Origin of the sequence: Asaia sp. HumB, from assembly GCF_030263835.1 — a bacterium.
Taxonomy (GTDB): Bacteria; Pseudomonadota; Alphaproteobacteria; order Acetobacterales; family Acetobacteraceae; genus Asaia; species Asaia bogorensis.
Genome location: NZ_JARPML010000002.1, coordinates 553,176 through 565,675 on the forward strand (window position 1 = coordinate 553,176; position 12,500 = coordinate 565,675).

At 57.7% G+C, this 12,500-nt stretch carries 13 protein-coding genes and 1 tRNA gene; 6 read left to right on the forward strand and 8 right to left on the reverse strand.

The annotated features are described in order from the left end of the window. Positions 1–192 precede the first annotated feature (192 nt). The 3 genes from P5689_RS03805 (at position 193) to P5689_RS03815 (ending at position 2,069) form a co-directional block, all read left to right on the forward strand. A complete protein-coding gene (locus P5689_RS03805; RefSeq protein ID WP_285532152.1) occupies positions 193–687 on the forward strand; it encodes a lysozyme in 495 nt (164 codons plus the stop codon). A gap of 36 nt (positions 688–723) precedes the next feature. Next, positions 724–963: a hypothetical protein gene (locus P5689_RS03810; protein WP_023977602.1), complete on the forward strand. Its 240-nt coding sequence runs from the start codon at positions 724–726 to the stop codon at positions 961–963. 704 nt (positions 964–1,667) lie between these two features. Next, the gene (locus P5689_RS03815) at positions 1,668–2,069 is read left to right on the forward strand and encodes a type II toxin-antitoxin system HicB family antitoxin (RefSeq protein WP_336717165.1); all 402 of its coding nucleotides are present in this window, start codon (positions 1,668–1,670) and stop codon (positions 2,067–2,069) included. A 135-nt stretch (positions 2,070–2,204) separates the two neighbouring features. On the opposite strand, the gene P5689_RS03820 is transcribed toward P5689_RS03815, so the two are convergent. The 7 genes from P5689_RS03820 to P5689_RS03850 form a co-directional block, all read right to left on the reverse strand. Then, positions 2,205–2,279: transfer RNA gene (locus P5689_RS03820), tRNA-Thr, on the reverse strand. Between the two features lie 69 nt (positions 2,280–2,348). After that, positions 2,349–2,762: an RNA polymerase-binding protein DksA gene (gene dksA / locus P5689_RS03825; protein ID WP_023979604.1), complete on the reverse strand. Its 414-nt coding sequence runs from the start codon at positions 2,760–2,762 to the stop codon at positions 2,349–2,351. A 455-nt stretch (positions 2,763–3,217) separates the two neighbouring features. Beyond that, entirely contained in the window at positions 3,218–3,877 is a 660-nt protein-coding gene (locus P5689_RS03830) for a glutathione S-transferase family protein (RefSeq protein WP_285532154.1), read from the reverse strand. A gap of 14 nt (positions 3,878–3,891) precedes the next feature. Continuing rightward, positions 3,892–4,956 carry a tRNA 2-thiouridine(34) synthase MnmA gene (gene mnmA, locus P5689_RS03835; RefSeq protein WP_122039749.1) on the reverse strand — a complete coding sequence of 355 codons (1,065 nt, stop codon included), beginning with the start codon at positions 4,954–4,956 and terminating at the stop codon, positions 3,892–3,894. 38 nt (positions 4,957–4,994) lie between these two features. Continuing rightward, positions 4,995–5,309 (reverse strand): ferredoxin family 2Fe-2S iron-sulfur cluster binding protein, encoded by a 315-nt coding sequence (locus P5689_RS03840; RefSeq protein ID WP_285532155.1) that lies wholly within the window; start codon positions 5,307–5,309, stop codon positions 4,995–4,997. Between the two features lie 23 nt (positions 5,310–5,332). Further along, positions 5,333–6,481 (reverse strand): cysteine desulfurase family protein, encoded by a 1,149-nt coding sequence (locus P5689_RS03845; RefSeq protein ID WP_285532156.1) that lies wholly within the window; start codon positions 6,479–6,481, stop codon positions 5,333–5,335. Beyond that, positions 6,478–7,590, reverse strand: coding sequence for an aminotransferase class V-fold PLP-dependent enzyme (locus P5689_RS03850; protein ID WP_285532157.1), 1,113 nt, complete (start codon positions 7,588–7,590; stop codon positions 6,478–6,480). The genes P5689_RS03845 and P5689_RS03850 overlap by 4 nt, the downstream gene beginning before the upstream one ends. 466 nt (positions 7,591–8,056) lie before the next feature. Between P5689_RS03850 and P5689_RS03855 the strand changes: the two genes are divergently transcribed. Together P5689_RS03855 and tyrS are read left to right on the forward strand one after the other, a co-directional pair. After that, positions 8,057–8,722 carry an alpha/beta hydrolase gene (locus P5689_RS03855; RefSeq protein ID WP_023979597.1) on the forward strand — a complete coding sequence of 222 codons (666 nt, stop codon included), beginning with the start codon at positions 8,057–8,059 and terminating at the stop codon, positions 8,720–8,722. A gap of 160 nt (positions 8,723–8,882) precedes the next feature. Further along, positions 8,883–10,139 (forward strand): tyrosine--tRNA ligase, encoded by a 1,257-nt coding sequence (gene tyrS, locus P5689_RS03860; RefSeq protein WP_285532158.1) that lies wholly within the window; start codon positions 8,883–8,885, stop codon positions 10,137–10,139. 161 nt (positions 10,140–10,300) lie between these two features. Here the strand turns inward: tyrS and P5689_RS03865 are convergent, their stop codons facing one another. Continuing rightward, entirely contained in the window at positions 10,301–11,629 is a 1,329-nt protein-coding gene (locus P5689_RS03865) for a hypothetical protein (RefSeq protein ID WP_285532159.1), read from the reverse strand. Positions 11,630–11,914: 285 nt separating this feature from the next. Between P5689_RS03865 and P5689_RS03870 the strand changes: the two genes are divergently transcribed. Further along, positions 11,915–12,478, forward strand: a complete 564-nt coding sequence (locus P5689_RS03870; RefSeq protein WP_285532160.1) for a hypothetical protein — start codon at positions 11,915–11,917, stop codon at positions 12,476–12,478. The last annotated feature ends 22 nt before the right edge of the window (positions 12,479–12,500 follow it).

Below are 12,500 nucleotides of genomic sequence, written 5' to 3' on the forward strand. Positions count from 1 at the left end.
GGAAGAACGCTGAAAGCGTGTCCTGAAGCGATCATCATGCGCCGAACAGCTCCACGCAGATTTGGCGGAAAGCAGGTTTCCAGCTGAGACGGGACCGGCAGATACGCCTTTGGGAAAAGGTCTAAGCCGCGGCACGTGGCTCACCGTCGTCGCGCATCAGTTGTCGATAAATCGCAAGAAAAGAGAAAGGTAATGGATGATTCAATCAGGATCGCCACGGCGCTTTTACGCCGTGATGATGTCGAGGGGCTGCGTCTTGCGCCCTATCTTTGCCCTGCGGGGTACTGGACGATTGGCATTGGCAACCGGTTTCTCGCTGATGGCAGTCCGGTTACAGCAAGAACACCCCCGCTGACAGAAAACGACGCACTGAACCTACTGCAGAGCACTTTGACTGACCTGCGCAAGAAGCTGCGTGACTCCATTTCCGTCCCTCTAACGCCAAATCAGGAAGGAGCGCTTCTGTCTTGGCAATTCAATATTGGTAGCGCGGCAATGTATCGCTCGACTTTGCGCCGCCTGCTCAATCAGGGCCAATACAGCGCGGCAGGTGAGCAACTACTACGCTGGGATAAAGCCAGCGTGAAGGGCCAGATGGTCGCCCTACCCGGGCTCAGAAAGCGCCGCCAACTCGAGCGTGCCGTCTATTTCGGACAAGCTGTAACAGGCACGTCGCGCAGTATCTGATTATTTTCCGACAACGTTCTCCAGGACAATCCGAGCATGAATATCGATTGGCAACAATTCTACACTGCAATCATGCCAATAATTCCCGTCAGCCTGGCGTCAGACCTCACAGTGCTTGGCACCTTCATAGTGGCATCCTGCGCGGTCGCAGCCCGTTTCTGGCCGCGCCCGGCTGAGGGCTCCAGATGGATGGGCCTCTATAATATCGTCAATCGCCTCGCCATGAACAGCAGGCATGCGGCCAATGCCGACGACACACAGCCGCCCAAGCGGTAGCGTCATCCCACTCTGTCCCTCTAGCGCGCAGGACCGGGGCAACCCACTTACGGTCCTTAGTCATTACGGGTTTTAACTGCCAGTTTGCCATGTACGATCTGGTTCGCCCCCTTCATTGAAAGCAGAGCGCTTGGTTCAGGCTTTACAGAGCAGACGTTGGGTAACGTTGTTCACGCGGCGATAGGCGATATCGAGCCGTTCCTCCAGCGGAAGCCGCAGATGCGGCGCGAATGACGCACCATAATTGCACTGCGAATGCTCTCACTGCCCCAAATCCGCCGCCAAACACAGCGGGCATCGTGGCCAATTGAGCGTCAAACGCGGAGCAGGACAAAATCGCAAGCGTCACGACATAAACGAGGGAGGTATACGCCTAGGGGATCAGTTCAAATCAAGTCCGATCCTGTCTCTTCCATACTGCGTGATCGTGGGCCTCAGCGGAGTTTTCTGAAAGGGCGATACATCCTGTATATGCTGCTTTCCCACTCATGAGTACCGTGTGTATGAGTTCTCGATTCCTAGTGAGGAATTGGTCTGTAGGCTGAAAAAGTAGGATGGGCAGAAATGAAAGGCAGGGTCTACACATCACATATCATGCCACGAGTATCATGGGGGCTTGATCACGTCCTCTTATCTTAGGAAGGATCTCGGCACGAGCCACAACCACGCAAGCAGGCCAGCCTCAGATAGCACAGGCACAGAGAATGCCATTGATATATCCTATTGTCATAGAAACAGGCTCGGAAACTCGGGCATTCAGCGTAATTGTACCTGACCTTCCCGGCTGTTTCTCGGCAGGCGACACATTCGACGAGTCAGTCAACTGCGCGGCCGAGGCCATTACCTCGTGGATAGAGGAAGCCATCGAGAACGGGCAAAACGTGCCATTCCCCTCGTCTCTCGATCAGCTACGCGCCGGGAGCGAATGGATAGGGCCAGACTGGATCTGGGGATTTGTTGCCGTCAACCCGGCGCTGTTCGACGAGTCAGTAGAGCACATCAACATCACCCTGCCCCGTCGCATTCTGGCCCGCCTGGACAGGCGTGCCAGAGAGGAAAACGAGACACGCTCGGGCATGATTGCGAAGCTCGTTTTGACCGTCTGATCGGTTCTCAGTGACGTTGATATGGTCGGGTTGCGCGAGGGAGGTCCGACTGCCATTGCCAAGAGGCAACCCATTTCCCATCCGATGGATCGAGGGAGACGATGGGAATTACGGTCATGTTTTTCTGGGAAATCATGGTGCTGCTAGCGAGGATTGAACTCGCGACCTCTCCCTTACCAAGGGAGTGCTCTACCACTGAGCTACAGCAGCAACTGGAGCGCTTCGTAGCTTCTCAACCTGAAAGCTGCAAGCCCCGAATGCGCTTTTTTGTAAAAAGAATCAGTCGTCGCGATGAATTTTTTCCATACGCTCGTGGCGCTCCTGCGCCTCGATCGACATCGTTGCGATGGGGCGGGCCTCAAGGCGACGCAGACCGATAGGCTCGCCCGTTTCTTCGCAAAAGCCATACGAGCCGTTTTCGACACGCTGCAGGGCAAGGTTGATCTTGCCAATCAGCTTGCGGGCGCGGTCACGCGTTCTCAACTCGAGGGCCCTGTCTGTCTCGACGCTTGCACGATCAGTGACATCGGCCTCGTGAATTCCGCCTTCGGACAGGCTGGCGAGCGTCAGATTGGCTTCCTTGAGAAGGTCATTGCGCCAACGCAGCAATTTCTGCCGGAAGAACTCCACCTGAAGCGGATTCATGAACTCTTCGTCGTCGGAGGGCCGATAATCCGGTGGGAGCGTGATCATGCACGTCTGTCCTTAACGCAAGTCGCTTGAGGCCCGCCGTTCCGTCTTGTGCATTGCAGGAAAGGAGGGCCCAAACCCGTATCCTGAGCAAAACGGCATGGCTGGTTTGGCGCGGCTTATACCCGGCCCGGCCAGGATCGCCAAGCCCGAACTGTCAAAAACTCGCAACGGTGCAATGAACAAGCGATATAACAGCCAGAATCCATCATTTGTAATAAAAGATACATATAGATATGGCTTATCTTTTATTTAAACAGCGGCATCTACTACCGCAGACCGACATTTAAGCACCCTATTACAACAGGTAATGAACAAGATGACTGGCGTCGGAATAGAAAAAATCTCGAACTTTTCCGTAACGACCAATGGGTCGCCACATCAGCGATACCAAGCTTCCTCACGACGGTTTCTATTACTATACGGCCACCAACTATACGCGGCTGCGACACGCGAGGTCAGGCGAGTGATTCGTAACGCTCAAGCTGCCAGGAAACAGGCTCCAACGCGGCGAGATGCGCCCATTCCCGCATCAGGGGATGATCGAGTACAGCAAGCCGATAAGCTTCACCGACAGCCGAAAGCGTTACCCCATAGGAGGTGAAACGCGATACCACCGGTGCGAACATGATATCAGCAGCGCAGAAATCAGCGCCGAAAAGATAAGGGCCGGTTGCACCGAAGCGCTCGCGTGTCTCGCACCATATCTGATCGATTCTGGCAATGTCCGCCAGCACGTCATCGCCTGTTTCGAGCAAAGGACGGTTTGTCCGACCAAGATTCATGGGCATAGCGATACGCAAGGCGCGAAAGCCTGCATGCATCTCACTGGCCACGCTGCGGGCCACCGCGCGCGCCACGCGATCGGCCGGCCACAGTGCGGGCGCGACCTCAGCGCAGTATTCGCAGATCGCAAGGCTTTCCCATATCCGGGCACCCTGATGCACCAGATAGGGCACCATCCCATTTGGGGAGATCGCATGGATTTCGCTCGTCTGTCCGCCCCCGCGCAGGGCGATGACCTCATCCGGCACGTTTAGCCCGGCGCAACGCACGGCGAGCCACCCTCTCAGAGACCAGGAGGAGTAGCGGCGCGTTCCGATGACGAGGCTATCCATGACGATAATCCTGTTCAGGCGAGAATGAAGCCCCCGCCCAGAACCCTGCTGTCCCGATAAAGAACGCAGGCCTGTCCGGGCGCAGGCATGGCTGCCTCATCCAGCACGACACGTGCGCCACCCGCAAGAGGATAGACCCAGGCGTCACGCGTCACCTCGCGAGCCCGGATCTGCACCTGGCAGCGCACGCCGGTTTCTGGCGCATCGATCAGCCAGTTCATGTCACGCAGGGCGAATTCGCTCCGACCGGCATTTTCCTTGGGTCCCACGATGATACGGCGCGTCGTGGCGTCAATGCGTTTGACAATCTGGCGGCGGCCATCCTTCGTGTGGATGTCACCCAAGCGTTTGCTCTGCCCTACCGTGTAGCGCGCGATGCCCTCATGCTGGCCCAGGATACGCCCTGTCTCATCGACGATCTCGCCAGTTCCGCTGGTTTCCGGGCGCAGCTTCTCCACCACTTCGGCATAGGTGCCAGTGGGGACGAAGCAGATATCCTGACTATCGGGCTTGGCGGCGATTGCGAGTCCGAATTCCTCGGCTTTCTGACGCACTGCATCCTTGTTCGGCATATCGCCAAGCGGAAAGCGCAGATAGTCGAGCTGGTCCTGCGTCGTTGCGAACAGGAACCATGACTGATCGCGCGAGCTGTCGGACGGGCGATGCAGTTCCGACCGCTCCTCACCCTCGATACGCCGCACATAGTGACCGGTCGCCATCGCCTCGCAGCCCAGATCACGGGCCATGCTCAGCAGATCGGTGAATTTAACGCCCTGATTGCACGCAACGCAGGGCACGGGCGTTTCACCACGAGCATAGCTGTCGGCAAAACTGGCCATCACGCTGCTGCGAAAACGATCTTCAGCATTGATGACGTAGTGCGGGATATCGAGCCGATCGGCCACGGCACGCGCATCAAGAATGTCACGGCCCGCACAGCAGGCACCAGGCTTGGACACGGCCTGACCATGATCATAAAGCTGCAACGTGGCGCCAATGACCTCATGCCCTTCCTGTTTCAGGAGCGCGGCCACTACGGAACTGTCCACGCCTCCCGACATGGCAACTAGGATACGCATGAGATCTCTCTACTTTTGAAAAAACGGAATTTCAGGCTTCAGGAAGCCTTGGGTAGACGCACAACCAGACCGTCCAGCGCATCGGTCATAACGATCTGACAGCCGAGACGGGAAGTCTTTTCGAGCCCGAAGGCGAGATCGAGCATGTCTTCCTCGTCGTCTGTCGGCGCGGAAAGCTTGTCGGCCCATTCAGGATCGACAATCACATGACAGGTGGCGCAGGCCAGCGAACCCTCGCAGGCGCCTTCGAGTTCGATATCGTGCTTGTGGGCAACTTCAAGCACGGAGAGGCCGACCGGCGCATCGACTTCCCTGCGGGTGCCGTCCTGCTGGACGAAAATCATGTGTGGCATAGTGTTTCTACCCTGCTTCTTCGTTACGAGGTGCGATAGACTTCGCAGGCTGCCTGACGGAAATATCCCAGCGCCTGCACGATCTCGGGCGTGGAGGTAAAGCGTCCGACCGACAGACGCAAGCATCGTGCCGCGTCTTTTGCTTCGAGCCCCATTGCTGTCAGAACATAGGAAGGCGTGACATCAGCCGAGGTACAGGCTGATCCGGTGGACAAGGCCACATCAGGGAGCGCCGCCATCAGAGCCCTCGCCTCGACCCCTTCGGGGAAGATGAGATTGAGAGCGCTACTGACCCGAGGCGACAAAGCACCGTTGATGCGCACCCCGGGAAAGATCTCCTCAAGCCCCGCCAGAAGCTGATCGCGTAGACCGGCAAGGCGCTGTTGCTCCTGCGGTATCAGCGCCTTCGCGAGCGTTGCCGCCTTTCCAAATCCGGCGATCAGTGGTGTCGGCAAGGTGCCCGAGCGCAATCCCCGTTCCTGCCCGCCCCCGGAGAACAGGGGAAGAAGGCGCGCCCTCGGACGATGGCGCACATAAAGCGCCCCGATGCCTTTGGGCCCATAGAGTTTGTGGGCCGAAAGCGACATCAGGTCGACCAGACCGCAATCAAGCGCCACCTTGCCAGCGGCTTGTGCGGCATCGGTGTGGAACAGCGCACCTGCCTCACGGGCTATGGCAGACAGGCGTGGGATATCCTGAATGATGCCTGTCTCATTATTGACTGTCATGACACTGACCAGAGCCGTCGGTTGCGACAGCGCAGCGGCCAAGGTTTCAGGCGCCAGCAAGCCGTCGGGTCCGACAGGCAAGATGACGGGCTCGAACCCTTCCGCTGCCAGATCGCGCACCGACTCCAGAACGCATTTATGCTCTGTCGCAACAGTAATGATGCGACGCTTCGGACTGTTCTGGCGGGCCAGAAACCGGGCTGCGCCCTTGATCGCCAGATTATTTGCCTCGGTGGCACCTGAGGTAAAGATAATCTCGCGTGACTGCGCCCCGATCAGCGCCGCAATGGCAGTGCGTGCCTCTTCAACGGCATGGGCTGCCGCCTCACCTGCTGCATGGCCTTCGCTATGTGGATTGCCATAATGCTCGCTGAACCAGGGCAGCATGGCCGCCACGACCTCGGGATCACAACGCGTCGTTGCCTGATTATCGAGATAGATCACGCTGCCTTGGCCCCCAGACGAAGCGCCATGGACGTATAGGCCTCGATAAAACGGTCAATCTGCTCCTCGGTGATGTTCCAGGGCAATGAGACTCGGATGGCATTGGCAGCCGCCTCACCCAGCCCCATGGCCTGAAGGACATGCGAGGCCGATACCTTGCCGGAGGAGCAGGCCGACCCTGTTGAAACGGCAAAGCCCTGCAGGTCCAGCATCATGAGTTGCGTCTGAGCCGGCACACCCCACAGGATCAGCGAGGTCGTATTAGGCAGGCGCGGTGCCTTGCGATCTCCGGTTACACGTGCACCGCAGGCGAGCGCCGTCTCATCCACCTTGTCACGAAGCCTCGCAATCTCGCACCAGTCCTGTTGGCGGGATGCTTCAAGCGCGGCCATCATGCCGAGGATTGCGGGGAGTGGCGGAGTGCCTCCGCGCCTGCCACGCTCCTGGCCGCCGCCCCTGATCAGCGGGGTGATGTGTCCCTCGGCCCCCAGAATCAAGGCGCCCGCCCCCATGATGCCACCCGCCTTGTGCCCGGACAGTGCAAGGCTTGTGACCGAACCAAGGGGTAACGCCATACGCCCTGCCACCTGCACCGCATCGACATGGAGCAGAGCCCCGTGGCGTGCGCAGAGCGCAGCGATTTCCTGCGTCGGATGAATAATTCCTGTCTCGTTATTGGCGGCCATGCAGCAGACGAGCGCCGGCGCGCCATCAGCAAGCGTCTTTTCAAGCGCGTCGAGGCAGAGTGTCCCATCTGCCAGCACGGGCAGGATCACGGCATCAGGACGCGCCATTCTTACGGCGTCATGCTCCGTCGCACCAATCAGCAGCCGCCGCGTCGTCCCGCCGGGCAGGCCATCGCCCTGCGTCAGGGCGTGTATGGCCAGCATGTTTGCCTCGGTCCCGCCCGAGGTGAAAACGACCTGCTCTGGCCCTACGCCGCAATAGCGACCCATGCGGTCTCGAGCCTCTTCGAGGACCCGGCGCGCAGCGCGTCCCGGCCCATGCACCGAGGAGGGATTGCCCTCAAGCGACAGTGCCTCAAGCATCGCCAATCTGGCTTCATCACGCAAAACGTCAGTAGCATTGGCATCAAGATAAACGGTCATCTTTCTATAGATTGGCTTGCGCTCGCCGAGTGCAAGTCAAAAGCGCATGAAAGGGAAATGGCGTGTTATGACGATTTCTGTGGAATTTTACCTGTCAGCATCGTTATACACTGCGCCAATGATGGCGTGGTGATCTGCCCCTGAGAGAGAAATCCCTCCCACGGGGCCCGCGCCGCTTCAGGGAATATCCGCCTGATATTCCCTTACCGTTGAGGAGCTAGTCCATGCGCGTTTCAACGCCTGCCGAATCCCTACATGGTTTTCACGCCCGACCAGCCTTCCCTTCGGTACGTGTCGCCACGGTGCCGCTTCGCTGAGAGATCCGCGTCAGTCATCATGACCTGTCCCTGAACAGGTCTGGAGCAACAAGCCTCCGGGTCTTCAGGCATAGCCTCATCTCCCATAAAAAACACATTTCCCCTGCAGGGCACGCCCTCAGACAGGGGCATAATTCGGAAGCATTTTGATGCCAGAAGTCATGTTCGCCGGCCCTGATGGCCGGTTGGAGGGTCGTTACCACCATTCTGACGAGCCCAATGCGCCGCTCGCTCTGGTTCTGCATCCGCACCCGCTTCATGGCGGGACCATGAACAACCGCATTACCTACACAATGTACCGGTCGTTCGAGAAAATGGGTTTTTCCGTCATGCGTTACAATTCGCGTGGCGTGGGGCGTTCGCAAGGCCGCTATGATGGCGGTATCGGAGAAATTTCAGACGCCGCAGCCGCGCTGGACTGGATGCAGATGGTCAACCCGAACTCAAGCGAGTTGTGGATTGCCGGCTATTCCTTTGGTGCGTTCGTGGGCATGCAGCTTCTGATGCGCCGCCCTGAAATCAGCGGCTGGATCAGCGTGGCACCGCCCGCCAATGACTATGATTTCGGCTTTCTGGCCCCCTGCCCCTGCGGTGGCCTGATGATCGCTGGTGACAAGGATGACATGGCCCCGGAGCCGGGCATTCGCAAGCTGGTCGACAAGCTGAACACGCAGAAGAATGTCGAGGTTGATTACCGCGTATTCGAGGGCGCCAACCACATCTTTGCCAGTGAGGCCGACAAGGTCGCCCACGCGCTCGAAGACCATGTGACTGTCATGCGCAATCGTCGCGTTCTGGCTATCGCTGCCGACTGACGCCTGAAAGGCATCGGGTCTGTTGAAAAGGCGGGGCATACCCCGCCTTTTTTATTGGCGATTTACTTTTTTCGGGGGCAGCTCTGCTTGCCCGGTCGGCTTCCGGGCGGTTTCATGCTAGGACCCCCAGCCTTGACCCTATTCTGATGGATGACCCGATATGGCAGAGCACGCGCTGAAAAGTCCTTTCCTGAAAGAGGCTCAGGCTCGGGGCTATATTTTCCAGTGCACCGACCTTGCCGCCCTTGATGAAGCGATGAGCAAAGGCCCGGTGGCAGGCTATATCGGCTTCGACCCAACCGCAGATTCGCTGCATGTGGGCAATGCCCTCTCCATCATGATGCTGCGCCTGATGCAGAAGCACGGCCATCGCCCGATTGCCCTCATGGGCGGCGGCACAGCCAAGATCGGCGATCCCTCGTTCCGCGACGAGGCAAGAGCGCTGATGAGCCCGGAAAAGCTGACGCATAATCTGTCCGGCATCGAGATCAGCCTGCGCCAGTTCCTGAATTTCGGCACCGGATCGAGCGACGCCATGCTGGTCAATAATGCCGACTGGCTCGATCGCCTGTCCTATATCGAATTGCTGCAGGATGTCGGCGTACATTTCTCGATCAGCCGCATGCTGTCGTTCGAGAGCGTCAAGCAGCGCCTGGACCGCGAGCAGGGCCTGACGTTCCTCGAGTTCAACTATTCCATCCTGCAATCCTATGATTTTCGTGAACTGAACCGGCGCTTTGGGGCCGTGCTCCAGATGGGCGGCTCCGACCAGTGGGGCAATATCGTTGCCGGCATCGATCTGGCGCGTCGCACGGATGGCAAGCAGGTCTTTGGCCTGACGACACCGCTGGTGACGACATCATCCGGTGTGAAAATGGGCAAATCGGCCAAGGGTGCCACCTGGGTGAGCGCTAAAAAACTGCCGGTCTTTGAATACTGGCAGTTCTGGCGCAACACGGAAGATGCCGATGTTGGTCGCTTCCTGAAGTTCTTCACGGATCTCCCCGTTGAGGAATGTGATCGTCTCGGTGCGCTTGAAGGGGCCGAGATCAACGAGGCGAAGAAAATCCTTGCCACCGAAGCCACGGCCATCTGCCACGGCCGCGACGCTGCGCAAGCTGCCGCCGAGACCGCACGGCAGACTTTCGAGGCCGGTGCCGTTGCCGCCGATCTGCCCTCGCGCGACCTGCCGCGCGCAGAACTCGAAGCTGGTATTCCGGCGTTCCGTCTGTTCGGCGAGTCGGGGCTGGTAGCGACAAACAGCGAAGCGCGCCGTCTGATCAGGGGAGGCGGCGCAAGGCTGAACGATCAGCCCATTCAGGACGAGAACCGGGTAATCGGTCCGGACGATCTTGTAGAAGGGGTGCTCAAGCTCTCCTCTGGCAAGAAGCGTCATCTGCTGCTGCGTATCGTCTGACCACCGCTCTCAGGACGTCCATGCGTCCTGAGGAGTTTTCCTGCCGCAGCGTTTCAATTTGCATGTTCGCCCATAGATGCTCGGGGTAAGCACTGCTCCTTGCGCTCACCCGCGTTAGGGCAGCCCCCCCAAAAAGAACGTGGTTTCCTGTCAGCAGACAATCAGACCGTGACCACGGAAAACGTTTCATAGGATAGCTGGTGGGCGGACCACACCATTTCACGGTCGCCCACGACGGTCAGATAGCGTTCTTCGTGGTTTCTGATGCCACAGGTTGTTCCCCGGCACTGTGCGTGAATACGCCCCGGCGATACAGACGCCCGTATATCATGGCCATCAAGATCGAGAAAAAAACGCCTACCGAAAAGCGAAATGCTGGGGTAGGCGACCCTGTTGATATGGGTGAGGCTGACGGGAATCGCATCGCCTTCCATCCAGACTATGTTGGAGCTCGTAAAACGCCGTTCGCGTGATGAGTACCCCAATGTCCGGCCACGATGATCGAGCATGACGGGCATCCCTACAATGACGTGGTCATCGCCACCAGGTGAGAATTCACCCGATGCATAGTAATCGATCAACCCCCGCAATAGAGCACGTGACTGCGGCACATAGCCTTTCTCATTCAGCGCAGCACAGACCCTGAATAGAAGCGTCTCGTCGCGCAGGATATCATCATACCGGAAATCGCGGCAGAACCTCTCGCTGGATAATATATCATAGACGAGCTTTGGAAATTTCCGGTATCCGCTCTGGATCTTGTTATACAGGTTCGTTGTGTTGGATCGGCGAAACCGGGACGTTGCGATCCTTAGATTCCGGGCACAGGACATGGTCGCATCCTGCTCGTTTAACATAGCGATCAACGCAACCAGGTTGGCGCTGCCCTTCAGGCTCTCATAGACGATATGCCCGGCGCTCGGCACGTTGATCGGAACGATCTCGGCTTGAGCGCCCTGATCCACATAATCAAGAAGATGCTGTACGGTCGCGTGATCATCGACGTGACGGCGATCGAATAGGGTGAAGATCGTACCGTGCAGATCCTGCGGTTTGATGCCCATACCTCTCATGGATGGTGTGCATAGCGCCGCCCATTCAGGCAGAACATTCCCCTCCCGATCATCGATCGTCAGTTGCGGCCCCAAAGCCAAAGTGCGTCTAGCACCAAGAATTCGTGAATATTTTATAGCGGCATAGGCCCCGGCTGAAAGACCTATCGTAATGACGCTGCGGTATCTCTCCTTGATCAGACTACAGATAAGCCGCAGAGCCGTATGCATATTCTGCGAAGTGTACCAGTTTCTGACCTTATTTGTGATACCAATACATGAGATGTTCTCGCGCTCGACGATCGGCTTACCAAAATAAGATGCCGTGGCATTAGCCTCATGTCCAATGCCCATGAACGTTACAAGAACGTAATCGGAACGACCTTCGTTGAAATGAACGACGATATCATCACTATCGAAGACAATTATGGACGTCATTTCTGGACCCCGAAAAATAGTTATATAGTCAACAACATCTATTCTGGTTTTATGTTAAGTTTTTACTTGTATATCAACATATTATTTATGAAATCGGACATCATCGCCCCGACACGCAATCAGCCCACCGCTCGCACCGCCCGATTGTTGGGAGTTGACCCCTTCTGACCAACATGAAGCCGTTATCATCTCAGGTCATCTCTCCCGCATGACGCTGCACACTGTCGCACAGGTCAGAGCCTTGCGATCCTCAGGTTCGATATCCCGACAGTGAGAGAATGCATCATGCCCACCACTCCCGCTCAAAGACCTTGGCGTTACGCCCTGACCGATCTCACCGGACTGCTGTTTGCCGCGCTCTGGAGTATGAGAGGTCTTGCCGCCCTTGGAATTGCCCCGTCTCATGGACTGATCATCACAGTCTCAATCTCCCTGCCGCTGGCTTGGGGGTTCCTCAGAAGAGACATCACACATCATGACCCCGAGATCGTTCACGATCATCAACTGGCTCGCCGCACGCGCCGGGCGCGAGTCGTTCTCCTCGTTGCGGCAGGTATGGTTCTGTCGGCCGTCCATCGGCCTGACCTGATGCTTGTTGTCGCAGGCCTCGTTATCGGCGCCTCCTACCTGCCTCTGGGACGTGCCATGCATGAGCCTGTGCATATCTTTACAGGAGTTGGCATTCTCTTCGTAACTGCGGCCTCTCTCTTCCTGAATCAGCCGCTTCACAGTGTCGTCGCCGGGCTCGGGACAGCCAGTGCCTGCTGGGTGGGTGCGTTATGTCGGCTTATGCGCAGCAGGCTGATAGGCTCCCCTGAAGCCGAGGCCCCAATCCGTACCATCGCCTGATTCCATATCTTCCCTCCCTGCG

Excerpts from the sequence above, each read along its gene's own strand:
- P5689_RS03805 (WP_285532152.1), top strand. The coding sequence starts at position 193 with ATGGATGATTCAATCAGGATCGCCACGGCGCTTTTACGCCGTGATGAT.
- P5689_RS03810 (WP_023977602.1), top strand. The coding sequence starts at position 724 with ATGAATATCGATTGGCAACAATTCTACACTGCAATCATGCCAATAATT.
- P5689_RS03815 (WP_336717165.1), top strand. The coding sequence starts at position 1,668 with ATGCCATTGATATATCCTATTGTCATAGAAACAGGCTCGGAAACTCGG.
- dksA (WP_023979604.1), bottom strand. The coding sequence starts at position 2,762 with ATGATCACGCTCCCACCGGATTATCGGCCCTCCGACGACGAAGAGTTC.
- P5689_RS03830 (WP_285532154.1), bottom strand. The coding sequence starts at position 3,877 with ATGGATAGCCTCGTCATCGGAACGCGCCGCTACTCCTCCTGGTCTCTG.
- mnmA (WP_122039749.1), bottom strand. The coding sequence starts at position 4,956 with ATGCGTATCCTAGTTGCCATGTCGGGAGGCGTGGACAGTTCCGTAGTG.
- P5689_RS03840 (WP_285532155.1), bottom strand. The coding sequence starts at position 5,309 with ATGCCACACATGATTTTCGTCCAGCAGGACGGCACCCGCAGGGAAGTC.
- P5689_RS03850 (WP_285532157.1), bottom strand. The coding sequence starts at position 7,590 with ATGACCGTTTATCTTGATGCCAATGCTACTGACGTTTTGCGTGATGAA.
- P5689_RS03855 (WP_023979597.1), top strand. The coding sequence starts at position 8,057 with ATGCCAGAAGTCATGTTCGCCGGCCCTGATGGCCGGTTGGAGGGTCGT.
- tyrS (WP_285532158.1), top strand. The coding sequence starts at position 8,883 with ATGGCAGAGCACGCGCTGAAAAGTCCTTTCCTGAAAGAGGCTCAGGCT.
- P5689_RS03865 (WP_285532159.1), bottom strand. The coding sequence starts at position 11,629 with ATGACGTCCATAATTGTCTTCGATAGTGATGATATCGTCGTTCATTTC.
- P5689_RS03870 (WP_285532160.1), top strand. The coding sequence starts at position 11,915 with ATGCCCACCACTCCCGCTCAAAGACCTTGGCGTTACGCCCTGACCGAT.